The organism is Bradyrhizobium murdochi (assembly GCF_000472965.1).
GTDB classification, from domain to species: Bacteria; Pseudomonadota; Alphaproteobacteria; order Rhizobiales; family Xanthobacteraceae; genus Bradyrhizobium; species Bradyrhizobium murdochi.
Genome location: NZ_KI421483.1, coordinates 108294 through 127997 on the forward strand (window position 1 = coordinate 108294; position 19704 = coordinate 127997).

Sequence of the window (19704 nt, forward strand, 5' to 3'; positions counted from 1 at the left end):
GTTCGAGGAATTTGAATGTGGACATGGCTTCTATCGCAAAATTGAAAGGCTCAGTGGAGCCAAAGCGTCATACCGAATGGCTGGCACGCTGACGTTTGGCCCGTCCATGCAGCCGAAATTATTTCGGGAACCTGCTGGCTCCTGCAGCATCCAATCCCAATACCCTGATATTGGTGGATATCATGCACCAGGCCCACATACCGGACATCGCGCGCCTCGATACCGGCGACGCCGAGTTGGTGCGCCGCGCGCTGGCCCGCGACGAGGCGGCGGTGCGCGCGATCATGCAGGCGAATAATCGCAGGCTGTACCGGCTCGCCCGCGGCATTCTGCGCAACGATGGCGAGGCCGAAGACGTCGTGCAGGAGGCTTATGTCCGTGCCTTCACCCATCTGGAAAACTTTCGCGGTGATTCCAGCCTGTCGACGTGGTTGTCGCGGATCACCATGAATGAGGCGCTCGGCCGGCTGCGCCGGCAGCGGCCCGCCGTCGAACTGGACTCATTGCCGCAGGGCGCGCTGGAGGCCCAGATCATCCAGTTTCCTCTCGCCGCCGACGATCCGGAAAAATCCATGGCCCAGCGTGAAATTCAGCATGTCGTCGAACACGCCATCGACGAATTGCCGGAAGCGTTCCGTCTCGTCTTCATCACCCGCGTGATCGAGGGGATGAATGTGGAAGAGACCGCCGAACTTCTTGGGCTGAAGCCGGAGACGGTAAAAACCCGACTGCACCGCGCCCGCACCATGCTGCGCGATATCGTCGAGAACAAGATCGGTCCCGTGGTGATGGAGGCGTTCCCCTTTGCCGGCCGGCGCTGCGAGCGGCTGACGGACGCCGTGCTGAAGCGGCTGGAGTATTAGCGTAACTGACCGCGGTGGCTTCATCCTTCGAGACGCCCGCTGCGCGGGCTCCTCAGGATGAGGTCCGAGACCTCATGGTGAGGAGCGCGGCGTAGCCGCGCGTCTCGAACCATGCAGGCCCAACTGCTGCGACAAGGCCGATTTTCCCGGAACCTCCAGCCGCCTTCTCCATCCAATTCCCTGTGCAACCAACATGCGCCGAGTGCTCGCGCCCGGCGCCACAGGAGTATCAAACCATGTTCATCCGATTGAGCGCGGCGATCGCCGCATTGAGCTTTCTTGGCAGCGCCGTGCTGGCGCAAGGAGCAAAACCCACCGATCCTCAGATCGCGCATATCGCCTACACGGCGGGCGTCATCGACATCAACGCCGCCAAGCAGGCGATCGCGAAAGCCAGCAACAAGGACGTCAAGGCGTTCGCGCAAGACATGGTGCGCGACCATGAGGCCGTGAACAAGCAGGCGCTCGACCTGGTCAAGAAGCTGAAGGTGACGCCGGAGGACAACGACACCAGCAAGACGCTGTCGAAGCAGGCCACCGAGAAACTCGCCGAGCTCGACAAGCTGAAGGGCGCCGAATACGACAAGGCCTATCTCGCCAACGAGGTCGCCTACCACAAGACCGTCAACAGCGCGCTGGAGACGCAATTGATTCCGTCAGCCAGTAATGCCGAGCTGAAGAGCCTGCTGCAAACCGGCCTAAAGATTTTTCAAGGCCACCAGCAGCACGCCGAACAAGTCGCCGCCAAGCTGAAGTAGGAGACCCGCCATGCATCCGGGACGATACCTGCCCCTCGTCGCCGCCCTGCTGCTTGGCGCGGCGGTCGTCCCGGCGCATGCAGCGACGATCCAGATCACGATCGACAATCTGGTGTTCGCGCCGGCCGAGGTGTCTGCCAAGGTCGGCGACACCATCGAATGGATCAACAAGGACGTATTCGCCCACACCGCGACCGCGCGCAACGGCGATTTCGACATCGCCACGCCGCCGAAGAAGACGGTGACCTCGGTGCTGACGAAGGCCGGCAGCGTCGAATATTACTGCCGCTACCATCCGAACATGAAGGCGGTGTTGACGATTGCGCCGTAGCCGCTGGCGAGGCGGCTCAGGCGGCGCGCACCGAGCTGAGGAACTTGCCGACCTCGCGCTTTAGCCGATCGCTTTCGCCGGACAGCGATTTTGCCGCTGATAGCACCTGGGCGGAGGCGGAGCCGGTCTCGCTGGCACCGCGCTGCACGTCCGTGATGTTGGCGGAAACCTGCTGCGTGCCGTTCGCGGCCTGCTGCACGTTGCGGGATATTTCCTGCGTCGCCGCGCCCTGCTCCTCGACGGCGGCGGCGATGGTGGCGGCAATCTCCGACATCCGGCCGATGGCATCGCCGATCTCCTTGATGGCGCCGACCGATTCCTGCGTCGCCGCCTGGATGCCCGATATCTGCTGGCTGATCTCGCCGGTCGCTTTCGCGGTCTGCTCGGCCAACGCCTTCACTTCGGAGGCGACCACCGCAAAACCGCGCCCCGCCTCGCCCGCGCGCGCCGCTTCGATGGTGGCATTCAGCGCCAGGAGGTTGGTCTGGCCCGCGATGGTGTTGATCAGCTCCACCACGTCGCCAAAAAGCCGACCGATCCGCATTTTTGTTTCCGCTTTGCCCGGGAGAGGCGGGCAACGTAACCAGAACGGGCTAAGGCCACATTAATTCGAGACCGGCTTCTCGATCCAAGATCATCGGCGGGTCGGACCGCCAGCCGCCGCCTGCCACCGCGGATAGAGGAGCGCGATCTGATCAAGCCCAAGCGCATCGTCGAGCGCTAGGAGCGTTCCGGTGAGCAGCATGTCGTTGCTTGGGTGCAAGTTTCATTTCATGATGGCGTGTCATCGATTTCGGAACCGCAGCCGCGACGGAGACTTATTTCGTCGTGCTTGCGCGGGTGCCAGCGATGTTGTTTCCGCATGAAAACAGCAATCTAACCTCATTTTGGATCGATGTAACGGAGGAGCGCCATGCCGGAGAAAGATCCAATCAACTGGATGCTGTCCGACGCCATCGAGACGCTCGCCCGGGCCGAACGCCTTCACCAGCAGTTCCTGAATTTGCAGCCATTGGCTGGCGTTCGAGAGCCAAGTTGGGAGCCGCCCATCGATGTGCTGGAGACCGATCGCGAGATTCTCATTCTAATCGCATTGCCGGGGGTCGATCCGAATGAAGTCGAAGCACTGCTCGAAAACGGGATGCTGGTAGTGAGCGGACGCCGCACGCTTCCCGCAGAACTGCGCAACGCACGTATTCTACGCCTCGAGCTGCCTCAAGGGCGGTTCGAACGCCGCATTCGGCTGCCGGCAGGCCGCTACGCCATCACCCGCTTCGCCGCCCACGGTTGCATTGGCCTGCGCCTTGCCAAATCCTCCTGAGAGTTGGCCATGTCCCAAGACAATGAAGCGACCAGCCCCAATCCGTCGCCTGCATCGTCCGATCAGGCGTTCCCTATCCCCAGTGACGCACTCATCATCGTGCCCGTGCGAAACACGGTTCTGTTTCCCGGCGTAGTTGTTCCGATCACCATAGGGCGCCCGAAATCGATCGCGGCGGCACAGCAGGCTATCCGCGAACAGCGGCAGATCGGAATCCTGCTTCAGCGCGATCCGGAATTGGGGGATCCCGGACCTGACGATCTGCACCGCGTAGGCACGGTCGCCAATATCGTTCGCTACATCACAGGACCCGATGACAGCCACCACATCGTCTGCCAAGGCGTGCAGCGAATGCGCGTGCTGGATTTCCTGCCGGGCACCCCGTATCCGGTAGCTCGCGTACTTCACATACCCGAGCCGACGACCGATTCACCCGAGATCGAAGCTCGTTTCCTCAATCTGCAGCGCCAGGCTATCGAGGCGGCACAACTGCTGCCGCAGACGCCGCAAGAATTGATTGCAGTCCTGCAAGGCACCACCTCGCCATCGACACTCGCTGACCTCGCGACTTCATACATGGACATCAAACCGCAGGAGAAACAGGAAATTCTTGAGACGGTCGACCTCAACCCTCGCATGGAGACGGTCTCACGTCATTTGGCCGAACGCATCGAAGTACTCAGGCTGAGCAACGAGATCGGCCAGCAAACCAAAGCCACGTTCGATCAGCGTCAGAGAGAAGCGATCCTGCGCGAGCAGATGGCAACCATTCAGCGCCAGCTCGGTGAGGGCGATGGAAAGGCGCAGGAGGTAGCGGAACTGACTGAGGCCATTGCCAAGGCCAACATGCCACCTGAGGCGGAAAGCCAGGCGCGAAAGGAGCTCCGCCGCTACGAGCGGATGCCGGACGGAGCTGCAGAGGCCGGGATGGTGCGAAGCTATCTCGACTGGTTGATCGAACTGCCGTGGAGCCTGCCGGAGGAGAAGCCGATCGACATCGCCGAGGCAAGACGGATTCTCGATGAGGATCATTACGGCCTGGAAAAGATCAAGAGCCGAATCATCGAATACCTCGCCGTCAGAAAGCTCGCGCCTGGCGGCAAAGCGCCGATTCTCTGCTTTGCCGGTCCACCGGGCGTCGGCAAGACATCATTAGGCCAATCCATTGCGCGCGCCATGGAGCGTCCCTTCGTGCGCGTCAGCCTCGGTGGCGTTCATGACGAGGCAGAGATCCGTGGCCATCGGCGCACCTATATCGGCTCACTGCCCGGCAACATCATCCAGGCGATCAAGAAGGCGGGCGCTCGCAATTGCGTGATGATGCTCGACGAGATCGACAAGATGGGCCGCGGCATTCAGGGCGATCCCTCCGCCGCGATGCTCGAAGTGCTCGACCCCGAGCAGAACGCGACGTTCCGCGACAACTATCTCGGCGTTCCCTTCGATCTTTCGCGCGTCGTCTTTCTGACCACCGCCAACATGCTCGATACTGTTCCCGGCCCGCTTCTGGATCGGATGGAGGTCATCAGTCTCGCCGGCTACACTGAGGATGAAAAACTCGAGATCGCCCGGCGCTATCTCGTTCGTCGCCAATTGGAGGCTAACGGGCTCAAGGCGGAGCAGGCCGAGATCGATCCGGAGGCGCTGAGATTGATTATCCGCAGCTATACCCGGGAGGCCGGCGTTCGCAATCTGGAGCGGGAGATTGGCAGGGCGCTTCGCAACGTGGCCGTCCAGATCGCCGAAGGCAGTACCGATCGGGTTCGTCTCTCATCGAGCGACATCGCCACCATTTTAGGCGCGCCCCGGTTCGAGAATGAGATCGCCATGCGTACCAGCATTCCCGGTGTGGCGACCGGATTGGCATGGACGCCGGTCGGAGGCGATATTCTCTTTATAGAGGCCTCGCGAATGCCGGGCAAAGGAACGCTGATCCTGACGGGTCAGCTCGGCGAGGTCATGCGCGAAAGTGCGCAGGCGGCTCTGACCCTGGTCAAGAACCGCGCATCTCAGCTTGGCATCGATACCGCGCAGCTTGGAAAGGCCGACATTCACGTTCACGTCCCCGCCGGCGCTACACCGAAAGACGGACCAAGCGCGGGTGTCGCGATGTTCACCGCGCTTGCGTCCCTGCTGACCAATCGCACAGTGCGAAGCGATACCGCCATGACCGGCGAGATTTCATTGCGCGGCCTGGTGCTGCCTGTTGGCGGCATCAAGGAGAAAGTCGTCGCCGCTGCGGCCGCAGGCCTGACCCGCGTGATGCTGCCTGCAAGAAATCGCCGCGATTTCGATGACATCCCGGCGAGCGCCCGCTCGAAACTGGAATTCATCTGGCTCGAGCGGGTCGACGACGCGATCGCGGCGGTTCTGGAGGAAAAGGCCAAGACGGCCAGTGCAGCGGCGGAATGATTTGGATATTCGTAGGTTACGTTCGATGGCGGCCACCAGTGCTGGCATCCTAATGTACCGCCGCAAAGGCGGTATCAAGGTTCTTCTCGTTCATCCCGGCGGACCGTTCTGGCGCACCCGCGATTTGGGCGCTTGGTCGCTCCCGAAGGGAGAATTGGATGGCGAAGAGCACCCGGAAATAGCAGCGCGGCGCGAGTTCGCAGAAGAGCTCGGGATCGAAGCCTCCGGCCCCCTGCAGTCCTTGGGCCAGGTACGCCAGCGTGCCGGCAAGATCGTCTGGGGCTATGCGCTTGAAGGCGATCTCGATGTCAGCTCCATCAAGTGCAACGAGGTCGCGATGGAATGGCCTCCCCAAAGCGGTCGAATCATCAGCTTTCCCGAGATTGACCAGGCAGCGTGGTTTACCCTGTCCACCGCTAGGCAGAAGATCCTCGCAAGCCAGCAGCCGTTTCTCGATCGATTGGAACGGCTTTGCGGAAAGGCATCCGAAAAATAAATCGGTTCTTGCCGACCTTCTTTGGAAGGCCGACCGCTTCTCATAGGTTCTGGCAAGGGATTTGGAGCGGGCGAAGGGAATCGAACCCTCGTATGCAGCTTGGGAAGCTGCCGTTCTACCATTGAACTACGCCCGCAGGTCTTGCCCCATGATTAGCCGACCTTTCGCGATCCGCCAAGCTGTTCCATTGGCCGTCTTGCTCGCGGTCGACTTCGCCAGAATTCCATGCGATTCGTCAGGCCGATGGGATGATTCGCGTCTGGGGCTGGTGGCGGATGACGGGGCGTGGCTACACCTTTTTCGACACGGGGATCGGCCGCTGCGGGATCGCTTGGAGCCCGGCGGGCATTATCGGCGTGCAGCTGCCGGAAGTCCGCGAGATCGACACGCGGCGGCGGCTCTATCAAGTCTATCCTTATGCCCGCGAGCTTCGCCCGCCGGCAAATGTACAGGTCGCCATTGAGGGCATCATCGCGCTGTCGCGCGGGGCAGCGTGCGATCTGTCCGACGTTGCGCTCGATATGACCGACATTCCCGCCTTCAACCAGCGCGTCTATGCCTATACGCGCGCGATCCCGCGCGGCGAGACGCGGACCTATGCGGAAGTGGCCGCCAGCCTTCGCGCTTCAGGCGCGGTCCATTCGGTGGCGCGGGCGATCGGCCGCAACCCCTTCATGATCATCGTGCCCTGTCATCGCGTGCTCGAAGCCGGCAACTATGCCGACAAGATCTCAGCCTTTGGCGGGGCGATCTCCAAGCGGCGGCTGCTCTCGATCGAGGGCGCCAGCCAGACCTCCGGCAAGACATTGTTCGACGTGCTGCTGCCGGTTGCACCGCCGCGCCCGCATCCTTAAGTAGGCGGGATGATCGCGACCACGCTTCTTGAACGCAAGTCCATATCCGTCTTCGACTTTCGCTGCACCGCGGGACCGGGCGACAAGCCGTTCGCGGAGCAGCATGGCGGTCATTCGATTTCCTATGTGCGCAGAGGCAGTTTCGGCCTGCGCAGCCGCGGCAAGTGCAGCGAACTGGTGGTGGGATCGGTCCTGATCGGCCATCCCGGCGATGAATATACCTGCACCCACGAGCACGTCTGCGGCGACGAGTGCCTGTCGTTCTTCCTAGCGCCCGAGCTGGTGGAAACCATTGGCGACAGCCGGTCGCCATGGCAGATCGGTTCCGCGCCGCCGCTGCCGGAGCTCGTCGTGCTTGGCGAACTGGCGCAAGCGGCAGCAGATGGCAGCAGCGACATCGGCCTCGATGAGATCGGTCAGGTGCTGGCGAGCCGCTTTGTCGAGGTAGTTTCCGGCAAGTCCCGCAAATCCGGCCCTGATGCGGCGCGCGACCGCCGCCGTGCGGTGGAGACCGCGCTGTGGATCGATGCCAATTCGCACCGTCAGATCAGCCTGGAGGACGCCGCGGCCGAGGCCGGGATCAGCCCGTTCCATTTCCTGCGGCTGTTCTCGCAAGCGCTCGGCGTCACCCCGCACCAATATCTGGTGCGCTCGCGGCTGCGCCATGCCGCGCGGCGCTTGGCCGACGACGACAGCCCCATCACCGACATCGCCTATGACGTCGGTTTTGCCGACCTCTCCAATTTCGTGCGCACCTTCCATCGCGCCGCCGGCGCCTCGCCGCTGAAATTCCGCCAGGCCTCGCGGGGCATGCGCAAGATTTTCCAAGAACGGCTGGCCCTCCACTGACTAGGCTTTCTCCAGGCCGCGCGAGCTCGCGGCAGTTTTTTGCTGGAGAATGTCATGTACGACCACATCGGATTACGCGTCGGCGATCTCGACGCCAGCGTGCGCTTCTATACGGCAGCGCTCGCGCCCTTAGGCTTCGTGCTGTGCTCGCGGGATGATTCCGGCGCAGGCTTCGGCCCGAAGGGCGCGCCGACGCTCTGGCTGCATCTGCACAAGGGATCTTCAGGCTCCGCCGCGCATGTCGCGTTCCGCGCCAAGGATCATGCGGCGATCCAGAAATTCCACGCCGAGGGCCTGAAGGCCGGCGGCCGCGACAATGGCGGCGCCGGACTGCGCGCGGATTACAGCCCAACCTATTACGCTGCGTTTTTGATCGACCCCGACGGCAACAATGTCGAGGCCGTTTGTACGTAGCGCCGATCCTCGCAAGGACGAATCCAACAATCACGAACCAACAACAGCGGACTCATCACCATGGCTTCCATTCACAAGGAAATCCTCATCGACGCGAACCCTGCCGACGTCTGGGATGCACTGCGCGATTTCGGTGCGCTGCATACGCGGCTAGTGCCGGGCTTCGTCACCGACACCAAGCTCGACGGCGACGACGCGCGCATCGTGACATTCTCGAACGGCACCGTAGCGCGCGAAATCCTGGTCGATTGCGACGACAGCAAGCGGCGGCTGGTCTATGCCATCGTCAGCGAACGTATCAAGCAGCATAGCGCCTCGGCACAGGTGTTCGATGATGCCAACGGGCGCACCCGCTTCGTGTGGATCGTCGACGTGCTGCCGAACGAGATCGCACCCTATATGGACGCGCAGATGGATCTGGGCATGCGCGCCATCCAGAAAGCCCTGGGACGGAGCGCGGCATGACCTCGCCATTTCTCGATGCCCTCGGCGCGAATGGCCCTTCCGCCGACCGTGCTGGCAAGATGGATCTTTATGGGCGCTTCGTCGGCTCCTGGGATCTCGATGTCAGACAGTTTTCCGAAGATGGCCGCGAGCGGCGCCGCGCCGGCGAATGGCATTTCGGCTGGGCGCTGGAGGGGCGCGCGATCCAGGACGTCTGGATCGTGCCGCCGCGCGGAGAACTGCGTCATGGCGATGCCGCCGCCAAATTCAATTCTTATGGCACCACGCTGCGGGTCTACGATCCCGATATCGACGCCTGGCGCATCCAGTGGACCGACCCGGTGACGCGGACTTTTCTGCAGATGATCGGGCGCGCCGAGGGTGCCGACATCGTGCAACTGGGCACCCGGCCGGATGGCCAGCTAGCCCGGTGGAGTTTTAGGGACATCACCGACGACTCCTTCCTCTGGCAGGGCGAAGTCTCGGCCGACGATGGCAAGAGCTGGCGGATCAACACCGAGTTCACGGCCCGGCGCAGGTCTCAATCGGATTGAACGTGATCATTCGCACAGATCGCAGAGACGTCTCGCTCCTAGCCTCCCCCTATGCGTCCGAATAGCGCCGCGCCCGCGGCGGCCGGCGCATGAGGAGCAGAACCATGACGGGAGCTGACAAGGTGGTGTGCCAGGCGGCCACGCTGCTGTTGCTGTTCGCCCTGACGTCGACGCCGGCAAAGGCGCAATTTGCCGGCTTCGGCGGCGGCGGTGACGGCTCAGACATGATGAGGCAGATGGCGCCTATGCTGGAAATGATGAAGGCGAAGATGGGCAAGCGCCGCTTTGCCATGATGATGCAGACCATGGGCCCGATGATGAGCCGCATGATGGAAGGCGGTGGCGGTGGGCTCGGCGGCATGATGGGCGGTGGTATCCCCGGCGGGTTTGGCGGCGGCTACGTTCCCGAGGGTTACGGCGAACGCTGGTGGCATGAATTTCGGCGGCGGCGATTTCATGGGCATGCTCGGCGGCGCTGGCGGCGGCGAGCTGATGCGCATGGTCCCGCAACTGATGCGTATGGCTAATGTCGGCAGCGGCCGTCATGGCCGGCGGCATAGGCGAAGGTAGTTGTTCTCGTCATTGCGAGCGAAGCGAAGCAATCCATCTTTCCGCATACGAGGCTAGATGGATTGCTTCGTCGCTTCGCTCCTCGCAATGACGATCACTACGACAGCGCCGGACTAACCGCGGGCACCCGCTGCTTCGGCCCCCAGCGCGTCAGTACCACGCTCGCGCATGAGAGCACGCCGAGCAGCACCATGGAGGCCGCCGCCAGCATGAAGAAGTTCCGCCCGGTGGCGTCGTGCGCCAACAGCCACCAGCCACCAGCGCCGATGAACAACAGCCGCGCGGTCTGCGCCATGACAGGGCCGATCACCTTGGCCGCGCCCTGCGACGAAAAATACATCGCCGTGGCAAGGCCGAGGAAGGCGTACATCGGCGCCGCCGTCGAAAGATATTGACGGCTCGCGGCACGCACGGCCGCATCGTCGGTGAAGAGGTTGACCCAGATGTCGGGGAAGATTGCGATGAAGGTCGCAAATGTGCCGACCGAGGCGAATGCGACGAGCCCCGCCGTCCAGGCAATCTTGCGGGCCCGCGCGACGCGCTGCGCGCCGACGGCCATGCCGACCATCGGAACCGAGGCGATGCCGACTGCAAATGAGATCGACGTCAGCATGAATTCGAGCCGCGCGCCGATGCCGTAGCCGGCGAGGACTTCGGTGCCAAAACTCGCCAGCATGTGGGTGAAGATACTGATCGTCAGCACCGACTGAAGCGGCGAGAAGCAGGCGATGGCCCCGACCTTCAGGATGTCGATGAACATCGACCACTGAATACGAAGGCCCCTGATCTTGGGAACGACGCGCGCACGGCCGGAAAACAGATACCAGGACATCACGGAGATGCTGATCAGGTAAGCAATCAGCGAACCGGCCGCGACGCCGCGCATGCCGAACTGCGGGATCGGGCCGAGACCCAAGCCCAGCGTGCCGCCGAGAATGATCTGGCAAATCGCCGACGACAGCATCAGCAGCGACGGCAGCTTCATGTTGCCGGTGCCGCGCAGAATGCCGGACATCGTGTTCATCAGCCACGGCACCACGGCGCCGCCGAAGAAGATTTGCGTGTAGGCCACCGCCTGGGTCAGCACGTTGCCGCGGCCGCCGAGCAGTTCGAGCAGTTTGGGGCCGAAGATCAGCATGCCCAGCATGAAGGCCAGCCCGAAGCAGAGGCCGATCAGCAGCGCGTGCGCGGCAAGGGTCGAGGCGCGGTCGAGGTCACCGGCGCCGAGCGCACGCGCGATCGCGGATGCCACGCCGCCCCCCATGGCGCCGCCTGACATCGTCATGGTCAGGATCACGGTAGGAAACACCAGCGCCATCGCGGCGAGCGACTCCACGCCCAGACGGCCGATATAGGAGGTCTCGGCGATGACGACGCAGGTGCCCGCGGTGAGCGCGATTACATTCGGCCAGGCCAGCCACAACAGCGTGCGCAGGATCGGGCCGTCGAGCAACGCGTTTTTCGCCGGCGCCGCCGGTGGCGGAAGCGGACGCTCATCCTCATCTACGGGAATTTCGGCAACGCCGAGATCGGACATTTCTGCTCCCAGCGCGCGGACTTGAGGAGCCGCGGCGCGCTGCTTCCTAGCATGGCGAAGCCTGATTCCACGTGCACGGCGCGCATTGGGGGCCTGCGGGATTGCGTGGCGGGCCTTCGGCCGGCCATTTCACAGGGAATTCATGCCGGAACACGAACGTTCGGGCCGGAACGGCATTGTACGGGCGATATCTCGGAGAACCCTGCCATGCGCAAGACCCTCCTTCTGGCCATCTGCGTCGGCGCGTTGGCGCTGCCACTGGCCGCCTGTAGCGACCCCAAGGAGACCGCGACCGTGGCGCAGAGCTATGGTCCTTCGCCCAACCTGCCGCCACCGGAACATTCCTGGATCCCGACGGTGGACATCGCAACCGTCAACCGCTGGCCGAACGGCGCCACGCCGACCGCCGCAAACGGCATGACGGTCAGCGCCTTTGCCCTCAACCTTGAACATCCGCGTACTGTCTACACACTGCCGAACGGCGACGTGCTGGTCGCTGAGAGCAACGCGCCGCCGAAGCAGGGCGGCGGCATGAGCATCAAGGGCTTCATCTACAAGCAGGCGCAGAACTGGGCCGGCGCCGGCGTTCCCAGCGCCAACCGCATTACGCTGCTACGCGACGCTGACGGTGATGGCGTTGCCGAGCTAAGAACCACTTTCATCAGCGGGCTGAATTCGCCCTTCGGCATGGTGCTGGTCGGCGACGAGTTCTATGTCGCCAATACTGACGCGATCATGAAATTCCCTTATCGCGAAGGGGACACCAAGATCGGCGGACCCGGCGTCAAGCTTGCCGACCTGCCGGCCGGCCCCCTCAATCATCACTGGACCAAGGACCTCACCGCCAGCCCCGACGGCACCAAGCTCTACGCAACGGTCGGCTCCAACAGCAATGTCGGTGAAAACGGCATGGATGCTGAAAAGGATCGCGCGGCGATACTGGAAGTCGATCGAGCAAGCGGTCAATGGCGCGTGTTCGCTTCGGGCCTGCGCAATCCGAATGGCCCGGCCTGGAATCCAGTTACCGGCGAACTCTGGGTCGTGGTCAACGAGCGCGACGAGATCGGCAACGACCTGGTGCCCGATTACATGACGTCGGTGAAGGACGGCGCGTTCTACGGCTGGCCATACAGCTATTTCGGCGACCATGTCGACACCCGCGTCGAGCCGCGGCGGCCTGATCTCGTGCAGAAGGCGATGGCCCCGGATTATGCGCTCGGCGCGCATACCGCCTCGCTCGGGCTCACCTTCAACACTGGCAATCTGTTCCCATCCGAAATGGCCAATGGCGCCTTCATCGGCCAGCACGGCTCCTGGAATCGTAAACCCCCCTCCGGCTACAAGGTGATCTTTGTCCCCTTCAAGGACGGCAAGCCATCCGGACCGCCGCAGGACGTGCTCACCGGTTTTCTCAACGACAAGGGCCAGGCGCAGGGCCGCCCGGTCGGGCTGCGGCTCGACAAGCAGGGCGCGCTGCTGGTGGCTGACGATGTCGGCAACACGATCTGGCGCGTAACGCCGGCAGCGAGGTCGGCATCGCGGTAAAAGCAACACGGTCTCCCACGGCCGGCCAGGTTGGGGACAACGCTCCCGAAGGGGCGAGTTCCGCACGTTAACGGGAACGAGCGCGCCGGCTCCACGTTGACCCTCTGCCGGTTCTCAAATCAGTGGGATGGCAGCGTGGACGAATGGCCGTGTCATCACAGGTCAACGTGCCCCTCAGCAACTTGCGCGCGATTACCATCGTCATCGTGGTCGCGTTTCACTCCGTGCTGCCGTACCTCGCATCGCAACCGGCCGATCCCTTTCCGTTCGACGCACCGCCCTATCGCTGGATTGCATTCCCAATCCTCGATAGCCAGCGCTGGTTCGGCTTCGACCTGTTCTGCGCGTGGCAGGATGTCAGCCTGATGTCGCTAATGTTCTTGCTGGCCGGTCTGTTCACGCCGTCCAGCCTTGGCCGCAAGGGGCCTCGCACCTACACCCTGGAGCGCTCGTGGCGGATCGGCCTGCCGTTCGTTTTTGCCGTCGGCATTCTCAGCCCTCTCGCCTACTTCGCGTCCTATCGGCTGACCGCGGCCGATCCCTCCTTCAGCGCCTTTTGGCAACACTGGCGCGCGCTTCCGATGTGGCCTGCCGGGCCGCAGTGGTTTTTGTGGCAGATCTTTCTGCTGGGCGCCGTTGCGGCTGCCCTCCACGCGTTCGCCCCGCATTGGCTTCGAGCATTGAGCGCGCTCGTCGCCCGCGTTGCCGATCGCCCGCTAATGTTCTTCATTGGGCTGGCGGCGCTCTCTGCGCTGGCCTATGTGCCGCTGGCGATGGCTTTCACACCGTGGGAGTGGACCTTTCTCGGCCCATTTTCATTTCAGCTCAGCCGGCCGCTGCACTACGTGGTCTATTTCTTCGCCGGATTTGCGATTGGCAGCCACGGCCCCGAGCGCAGCGTATTGCGTCCCGATGGTCCGCTTGCACGTCATTGGCTGGCCTGGCTTGCGGCCGCCATCGCTAGCATGTCCGTATGGGGCGGGCTCACATCGCTGACCTTGCCGGAGTGGCAGGCGAGCGCGTCGCTCTTTCGGCTGGCTTCGGCGCTGGCATTTCCAGTTGCTTCCGCGGCCGCCGCTCTGTGTCTGCTGGCGCTCTGCCTTCGGCTGCTGCAATCGCGCGATCGCCTGCTCGATAGCCTCTCCAGCAATGCCTATAGCATCTATCTGCTGCACTACGCCGTGGTCGTGTGGCTGCAATACGCGTTGCTTGATGTCGATCTCAACGCGATCGGCAAGGCGACGATCGTTTTTGCCGCTGCGCTCGCCATAAGTCTGGCTGCAAGCGCCGGAATGAAGATCGGCGGAAGAGCGCTGGTTTCGCGCCATTCCGAGCCGCAAGACAAGAGAGCCATCGCCAATCAACCGCGATAACGGATCCCGACATGTCGCTGGTACTGACACTTGCGTCCCGCAACCTGTTCCACGATCGGCTTCGCTTCGTCGCGACCATGGTCGGAATCGTCTTCTCGGTCGTCCTCGTCATGATCCAGATGGGCCTGTTCCTCGGGTTCGGCCGAATGGTCACGACGATGATCGACAATGCCTCGGCCGATTTGTGGATCCTGCCCAAGGGCGCCAAATGCTTCGAGGATCCTTCGCTGCTCGACGTCAAGCTGCGCGACCGCGTCGCCACCATGGAAGGCGTGAGTTGGGCCGCCCCGCTCGTGATCGGCTTCTCAGACTGGCGCCTGGAAAGCGGCGAAGTGACGCCGGTCTTCATTGTGAGCGCCGACCTGCGCGACGGCAGCCTGCAACCCTTCAACGTCGTGGACGGCAACGTGCCGGCGTTGACGCAAGGAGCGAACGTTGCGGTCGACCGCTCCTATTTTGAGCGGCTCGGTGTCAGCGGCGTCGGCTCGACGGCAGAAATCCGTGGCCGCAAGGTGCGCGTGGTCGCGGTCACCGATGGCATCCGCTCGTTCGCCACGACGCCGTACGTGTTTGTGGACTTGAAAAATGCGCGCAACTATACCGGAACGCCGCGCGATCGCGCCAGCAGCGTTCTAGTTCGGCTGAAAGACGATGCCGATCGAGAGAAGGCGCTCAGCGCCATTCGCGCGGAGGTCGGCGATGCAGAGGTTCTCACGTCGGACGATTTCCGCAGCCGCAGCCGGTCGTTCTGGCTGTTTGGCACAGGGGCCGGAGCCGCGCTGTTTGCCGGCGCATTGCTCGGAGTGATCGTCGGCACCGTGATCGTCGCACAGACGCTCTACTCCAGCACCAAGGATCATCTGAACGAATTCGCCACTTTGCGCGCGATGGGTTCCTCGAATGCCTATATCTATACCGTGATCATCTATCAGGCACTCATCAACGCCGTGATCGGATTTGCAATCGCCGCCGGGATCGGCTCGATCGTCGTCCAGATGACCGCCAAAAGCGCGTTGCCGATTGTCATCACGCCATGGCTGATGGCGGCGTTGTTCGCGCTGACGGTGGTGATGTGCGTAGCATCCGGCATTGGAGCAATTATCCGTGTCGTTCGTATCGACCCAGCCACGGTGTTCATGCGATGAATGACTATGTAGTCGAAGCCAAGTCGGTCGAGAAGAAGCTGGGTCGCGGCGCCGGCGAGGTGCACGCGTTGCGCGGCATCGACCTCTCGCTGCGGCGGGGCGAGTTGACGCTGCTGATGGGCCCTTCGGGGAGCGGCAAGACTACGCTGCTTTTAGTCCTCGGATGCATGCTGACGCCGAATTCGGGCAGCGTCACCATATGCGGGACGCCGACAGCCGACGCCGACAAGGAAGCGCTCGCTAGGATTCGGCGCGAGCATATTGGCTTCGTATTCCAGTCCTATCATTTGTTCCCGACGCTGACCGCGACCCAGAACGTGCAATTGGCGCTGGATATTCGTGGCGAGCACGGCAGGCGCGCGGCGGAGAAGTCACGGGAGGCCCTTGCGATGGTCGGGCTTGAGCAAAAGGTGGACAGTTTGCCGGGCGGGCTCAGCGGCGGCGAGCAGCAGAGGGTCGCCATCGCGCGGGCTCTCGTCGCAAACCCTTCCGTCGTTCTTGCCGACGAGCCGACCGGGGCACTGGATGGAAAAAACGGCCAGAGCATCATGCGTATTCTCGCCGAGACCGCCCATGAGCGTGAGCGGGCGGTGCTGGTCGTCACCCACGATCCGCGCGTCGTCCCCTACGCCGATCGCATCGTCGAGATCGAGGACGGTCTTATCGTGCAGGAGCCTACCGACCGCCCGCGCATGCCCACAGCCGTGCCGTTCAGGGCCTGAGCGCAAGCGCCGCCATGAGCCTGCGAGCCGAACTTTTGCGCATCGGTATTCGCATGTTGCTCAAGCGGCGCGGCGGAAGTCTCGATGTCGAGCAATGGCGGCAGAATATGCGTGCGATGGAGCGGTTTGTGCCGCATCCGCCCGCCCGGAGCACAACAGTCGAGATCGAGGCCGGTCGGGTGCGGTTTCACCGGGTTACCACGCCGGCATCCCGGCCCGAACGTAACGTGCTTTATCTCCATGGCGGCGCCTATGTTTCCGGCGCGCCAATCTATTACCGGCACTTCCTCTGGCGGATTGCCGACGCCTTGCAAGCGCGCGTCTGGGCGCTCGAATACCGCCTCGCTCCGGAGCACGCTTTTCCGGCAGCCCTTGAAGATGCCGTGGAGGGCTATCGTTGGCTCGTCGGTCGCACGGCGGATAGTCGCCAGTTGTTCGTGGTGGGAGATTCGGCCGGCGGCGGCCTGACGCTGTGCCTGCTGTTGAGGCTCCGTGACGATGGCAAGCCGCTTCCGGCCGCGGCCGTCGCCTTGTCGCCCTGGACCGATCTGGCCCTGACCGGCGCTTCGCTGAAGACGAATGCAGCGGCCGATCCGATGCTGAATGTCGAGGATTTTCCCGATCTGGCGAAGCTCTATCTCGGCGGAGCCGATCCGCGTACGCCCTATGCCTCGCCGCTCTACGGCGATCCCGCCGGATTGCCGCCGGTACTTATTCAGGTCGGCAGCGATGAAATTCTCAGGGACGATGCTGTCCGCATGGTGGAGAAGCTTCGGTCGCACAATCCGCGCAGCAAGCTCGAGATCTGGCGGCGCATGCCGCACGTCTGGCAATTATTCGTGCCGGTGTTGCCGGAAGCCCGTCAGGCCATTGCGCAGATCGGCGAGTTTATCTCTGACGTGTGCGACTGAGGCGCGCTCCGCGCAGGCGGTCAGACCCGGAAATGCTTGGAGAGCTTCAAGCCCTGCGCCTGGTAGTTCGAGCCGATGCGCTGGCCGTACATCGCATCGGGCCGCGACAGCATTTTCTCGTAGACCAGGCGGCCGACGATCTGGCCGTGCTCTAGGATGAACGGCACCTCGCGCGAGCGCACTTCGAGCACGGCCCGCGCACCCTGCCCGCCGGCGCCGGCATAGCCGAAGCCGGGATCGAAGAATCCGGCGTAATGCACGCGGAATTCGCCGACCAGGGGATCGAACGGCACCATTTCGGCGGCGTAATCCGGCGGCACCTGCACGGCCTCCTTCGAGGCCAGGATGTAGAACTCGCCGGGATCGAGGATGAGGCTGCCGTCTGATCGTGCCGGGATCGACTCCCAGAATTCATCGATCGCATAGCCGCCGCGGCGGTCGACGTCGACCACACCGGTGTGGCGCTTGGCGCGGTAGCCGACGAAGCCGCCGGTGTTCTCGCCGGAGAGATCGACCGACAGCGCCACGCCATTGGCGAGATCGGCGTCATCGATATCGACCAGGCGCTCGGCGCCATGCAGCGCGTCGAGCTCATCGGCATTGAGTATGGCATCTCCGGTGCGGAAGCGCACTTGTGATAGCCGCGAGCCCTCGCGCAGCAGCACCGGAAAGGTCTTCGGGCTGATCTCGGCATAGAGCGGGCCGTGATAGCCCGCGCCGATCATATCGAAGCGGCGGGTGCCGTCGGCAATCACGCGGGTGAAGACGTCGAGCCGGCCGGTCGAACTCTTCGGGTTGGCCGCGGCTACAATCTCTGGCGGCAGCGCGAGGCTTTCCAGGAGCGGCACGATGTAGACGCAATTGGTCTCCAGCACCGCGCCGTCGGAGAGATTTATTTCATGCAGCTTCAATTCGTCGATGCGCTCGGCGACGGTCGCGCCCGGACCAGGCAGGAAGCTCGCGCGCACCCGGTAGGCAACGTCGCCGAGGCGCAAATCGAGGCTTGCGGGCTGAATCTGGCTTTCGACAAACGGATAGGCTGGCAGGATGAGGCCCGCATCCGCCATCGCCGCGATCATGCGGTCGGGTAGAATTCCGTTACCGTCGGGCGGAAGCGTGAACGACACGGCGCGGTCCTCTGAGGTGGCCCTGGATGCCCAAATGTCATCCAAACCTCGTAAATATGGGCTTTTAGGGGTTATCCGATGGCCGCCTTGACTGAAAGAGCGCAAGCGAATATCAGCATGACTTATCCCGTGGTGATTTGAGCCGGCCGGCTTGCAGCCACGTTAAATAAGTAGCTAAACAGGCCGGGGACACGTGTGATCCCGGCCTGTGGAAATCCTTCCAGGCCGGTTTTTTTGTGACCATTTTCTTACTGGTCACGGCGGAGGTCACATGTCTGAAGTTGGTTTTGCCAAGCGTTTTCGTCCCGAAACCCGCCTCGTCCATGGCGGCACGCTGCGCTCGCAATTCGGCGAGACGTCGGAAGCGCTGTTCCTCACCCAAGGCTATGTCTACGACAGCGCGGAGCAGTGCGAGGCGCGCTTCAAGGGCGAGGATCCCGGCTTTATCTATTCGCGCTATTCCAATCCTACCATTTCAATGTTCGAGCGCCGAATGATCGAGCTCGAAGGCGCGGAAGCTGCTCGCTCCACAGCCACCGGCATGGCCGCAGTGACGACCGCGATCCTCGCACCGCTCAGAGCCGGCGATCATGTGGTGGCCTCGAAAGCCCTGTTCGGCTCGTGCCTTTACGTCGTGCAGGACCTCCTGCCGCGCTACGGGATCGAAACGACGCTGGTCGACGGCCTCGATCTCGACCAATGGCAGCGCGCATTGCGGCCTAACACCAAGACCTTCTTCCTGGAGAGCCCGACCAATCCGACGCTCGATGTGCTCGATATTCCGGCGATTGCCGAGATCGCGCACAAGGGCGGCGCACGGCTGGTCGTCGATAACGTCTTTGCCACGCCGATCTGGCAGAGTCCGCTTTCGCTCGGCGCCGATGTCGTGGTCTACTCCGCAACCAAGCATATCGACGGTCAAGGGCGCTGCCTCGGCGGCATCATTCTCTCGTCCGAAGCCTTCATCGCAGAGCACATTCACAACTTCATGCGCCAGACCGGGCCATCGCTCTCGCCCTTCAACGCGTGGGTCCTGCTCAAGGGACTGGAGACGCTGGGCGTGCGGGTACGCGCGCAGACCGACAACGCGGCGAAGATCGCCGAGGCGTTGGCAAGCCATCCGAAGATTTCGCGATTGATCTATCCCGGCCGCGCCGATCATCCGCAAGCGGAGCTGGTGAAGAAGCAGATGCGCGGCGGCTCGACGCTGATCGGCTTCGAGGTGAAGGGCGGCAAGGCCGCCGCCTTCCGCGTCCTCAATGCGTTGAAGCTTGCGCAGATCTCCAACAATCTCGGCGATAGCAAGAGCCTCGTCACCCATCCTGCGACCACGACCCATCAACGGCTGACGCCGGAGGCGCGCGCCGAGCTCGGCATCAGCGAGGGCTTTATCCGCTTCTCCGCCGGGCTCGAGCATGCGGATGATCTGATCGAGGATTTTGCGCAGGCGCTGGAGAAGGCGTGAGATTCGCGAACGT

Annotated in this window: 20 protein-coding genes, 1 tRNA gene, 1 pseudogene and 1 riboswitch; of the genes and pseudogenes, 18 read left to right on the forward strand and 4 right to left on the reverse strand. The window is 63.0% G+C overall.

Features of this window, described 5'->3' with window-relative positions; all coding sequences use genetic code 11:
• Window positions 1-182 precede the first annotated feature (182 nt).
• The 3 genes from YUO_RS0138170 (at window position 183) to YUO_RS0138180 (ending at window position 1952) form a co-directional block, all read left to right on the forward strand.
• On the forward strand, window positions 183-863 hold the full coding sequence (locus YUO_RS0138170; RefSeq protein WP_028351807.1) for an RNA polymerase sigma factor: 681 nt from the start codon (window positions 183-185) through the stop codon (window positions 861-863).
• 236 nt (window positions 864-1099) lie between these two features.
• Window positions 1100-1621, forward strand: a complete 522-nt coding sequence (locus YUO_RS0138175) for a DUF4142 domain-containing protein (RefSeq protein WP_028351808.1) — start codon at window positions 1100-1102, stop codon at window positions 1619-1621.
• A gap of 10 nt (window positions 1622-1631) precedes the next feature.
• Window positions 1632-1952 (forward strand): cupredoxin domain-containing protein, encoded by a 321-nt coding sequence (locus YUO_RS0138180; protein ID WP_028351809.1) that lies wholly within the window; start codon window positions 1632-1634, stop codon window positions 1950-1952.
• A gap of 16 nt (window positions 1953-1968) precedes the next feature.
• On the opposite strand, the pseudogene YUO_RS0138185 reads toward YUO_RS0138180, so the two are convergent.
• Window positions 1969-2505 (reverse strand): annotated as a pseudogene (locus tag YUO_RS0138185) (methyl-accepting chemotaxis protein); the annotation flags it as partial.
• 360 nt (window positions 2506-2865) lie between these two features.
• On the opposite strand from YUO_RS0138185, the gene YUO_RS0138195 reads away from it, so the two are divergent.
• Genes YUO_RS0138195 through YUO_RS0138205 form a run of 3 tightly spaced genes read left to right on the forward strand, consistent with a single transcriptional unit; the run spans window position 2866 to window position 6181 of the window.
• The gene (locus YUO_RS0138195; protein WP_028351811.1) at window positions 2866-3273 is read left to right on the forward strand and encodes an Hsp20/alpha crystallin family protein; all 408 of its coding nucleotides are present in this window, start codon (window positions 2866-2868) and stop codon (window positions 3271-3273) included.
• Between the two features lie 9 nt (window positions 3274-3282).
• A complete protein-coding gene (gene lon, locus YUO_RS0138200) occupies window positions 3283-5685 on the forward strand; it encodes an endopeptidase La (RefSeq protein WP_035728611.1) in 2403 nt (800 codons plus the stop codon).
• A gap of 25 nt (window positions 5686-5710) precedes the next feature.
• The gene (locus YUO_RS0138205; protein ID WP_028351813.1) at window positions 5711-6181 is read left to right on the forward strand and encodes an NUDIX hydrolase; all 471 of its coding nucleotides are present in this window, start codon (window positions 5711-5713) and stop codon (window positions 6179-6181) included.
• A gap of 62 nt (window positions 6182-6243) precedes the next feature.
• On the opposite strand, the gene YUO_RS0138210 is transcribed toward YUO_RS0138205, so the two are convergent.
• Window positions 6244-6317 (reverse strand) — tRNA-Gly (locus YUO_RS0138210).
• A 139-nt stretch (window positions 6318-6456) separates the two neighbouring features.
• Between YUO_RS0138210 and YUO_RS0138215 the strand changes: the two genes are divergently transcribed.
• The 6 genes from YUO_RS0138215 (at window position 6457) to YUO_RS43445 (ending at window position 9823) form a co-directional block, all read left to right on the forward strand.
• The gene (locus YUO_RS0138215; protein ID WP_028351814.1) at window positions 6457-7035 is read left to right on the forward strand and encodes a methylated-DNA--[protein]-cysteine S-methyltransferase; all 579 of its coding nucleotides are present in this window, start codon (window positions 6457-6459) and stop codon (window positions 7033-7035) included.
• Window positions 7036-7044: 9 nt separating this feature from the next.
• Window positions 7045-7884 carry a helix-turn-helix transcriptional regulator gene (locus YUO_RS0138220; protein ID WP_028351815.1) on the forward strand — a complete coding sequence of 280 codons (840 nt, stop codon included), beginning with the start codon at window positions 7045-7047 and terminating at the stop codon, window positions 7882-7884.
• 54 nt (window positions 7885-7938) lie between these two features.
• On the forward strand, window positions 7939-8298 hold the full coding sequence (locus YUO_RS0138225; RefSeq protein ID WP_028351816.1) for a VOC family protein: 360 nt from the start codon (window positions 7939-7941) through the stop codon (window positions 8296-8298).
• Between the two features lie 60 nt (window positions 8299-8358).
• Window positions 8359-8763 (forward strand): SRPBCC family protein, encoded by a 405-nt coding sequence (locus YUO_RS0138230; RefSeq protein WP_028351817.1) that lies wholly within the window; start codon window positions 8359-8361, stop codon window positions 8761-8763.
• Window positions 8760-9296 carry a hypothetical protein gene (locus YUO_RS0138235; protein WP_028351818.1) on the forward strand — a complete coding sequence of 179 codons (537 nt, stop codon included), beginning with the start codon at window positions 8760-8762 and terminating at the stop codon, window positions 9294-9296. Before YUO_RS0138230 ends, YUO_RS0138235 begins: the two co-directional genes overlap by 4 nt.
• Window positions 9297-9400: 104 nt before the next feature.
• On the forward strand, window positions 9401-9823 hold the full coding sequence (locus YUO_RS43445) for a hypothetical protein (protein ID WP_430649595.1): 423 nt from the start codon (window positions 9401-9403) through the stop codon (window positions 9821-9823).
• 140 nt (window positions 9824-9963) lie between these two features.
• On the opposite strand, the gene YUO_RS0138245 is transcribed toward YUO_RS43445, so the two are convergent.
• Window positions 9964-11403, reverse strand: a complete 1440-nt coding sequence (locus YUO_RS0138245) for an MATE family efflux transporter (RefSeq protein WP_028351819.1) — start codon at window positions 11401-11403, stop codon at window positions 9964-9966.
• A gap of 207 nt (window positions 11404-11610) precedes the next feature.
• Between YUO_RS0138245 and YUO_RS0138250 the strand changes: the two genes are divergently transcribed.
• From YUO_RS0138250 to YUO_RS0138270, 5 genes are all read left to right on the forward strand, one after another.
• A complete protein-coding gene (locus tag YUO_RS0138250) occupies window positions 11611-12948 on the forward strand; it encodes a PQQ-dependent sugar dehydrogenase (RefSeq protein ID WP_028351820.1) in 1338 nt (445 codons plus the stop codon).
• Between the two features lie 143 nt (window positions 12949-13091).
• A complete protein-coding gene (locus YUO_RS43450; protein ID WP_051379877.1) occupies window positions 13092-14321 on the forward strand; it encodes an acyltransferase family protein in 1230 nt (409 codons plus the stop codon).
• 11 nt (window positions 14322-14332) lie between these two features.
• Window positions 14333-15466 carry an ABC transporter permease gene (locus tag YUO_RS0138260; RefSeq protein WP_028351821.1) on the forward strand — a complete coding sequence of 378 codons (1134 nt, stop codon included), beginning with the start codon at window positions 14333-14335 and terminating at the stop codon, window positions 15464-15466.
• Window positions 15463-16188 carry an ABC transporter ATP-binding protein gene (locus YUO_RS0138265; RefSeq protein WP_028351822.1) on the forward strand — a complete coding sequence of 242 codons (726 nt, stop codon included), beginning with the start codon at window positions 15463-15465 and terminating at the stop codon, window positions 16186-16188. Before YUO_RS0138260 ends, YUO_RS0138265 begins: the two co-directional genes overlap by 4 nt.
• 14 nt (window positions 16189-16202) lie before the next feature.
• Window positions 16203-17099: an alpha/beta hydrolase gene (locus YUO_RS0138270; protein ID WP_035728615.1), complete on the forward strand. Its 897-nt coding sequence runs from the start codon at window positions 16203-16205 to the stop codon at window positions 17097-17099.
• 20 nt (window positions 17100-17119) lie between these two features.
• Here YUO_RS0138270 and YUO_RS0138275 read toward each other — a convergent pair whose 3' ends face one another.
• A complete protein-coding gene (locus YUO_RS0138275; RefSeq protein ID WP_028351824.1) occupies window positions 17120-18226 on the reverse strand; it encodes a 2'-deoxycytidine 5'-triphosphate deaminase in 1107 nt (368 codons plus the stop codon).
• A 119-nt stretch (window positions 18227-18345) separates the two neighbouring features.
• Window positions 18346-18425, forward strand: a riboswitch (SAM riboswitch).
• Window positions 18426-18497: 72 nt separating this feature from the next.
• On the opposite strand from YUO_RS0138275, the gene YUO_RS0138280 reads away from it, so the two are divergent.
• Window positions 18498-19691 (forward strand): O-succinylhomoserine sulfhydrylase, encoded by a 1194-nt coding sequence (locus YUO_RS0138280; RefSeq protein WP_028351825.1) that lies wholly within the window; start codon window positions 18498-18500, stop codon window positions 19689-19691.
• Window positions 19692-19704 lie beyond the last annotated feature (13 nt).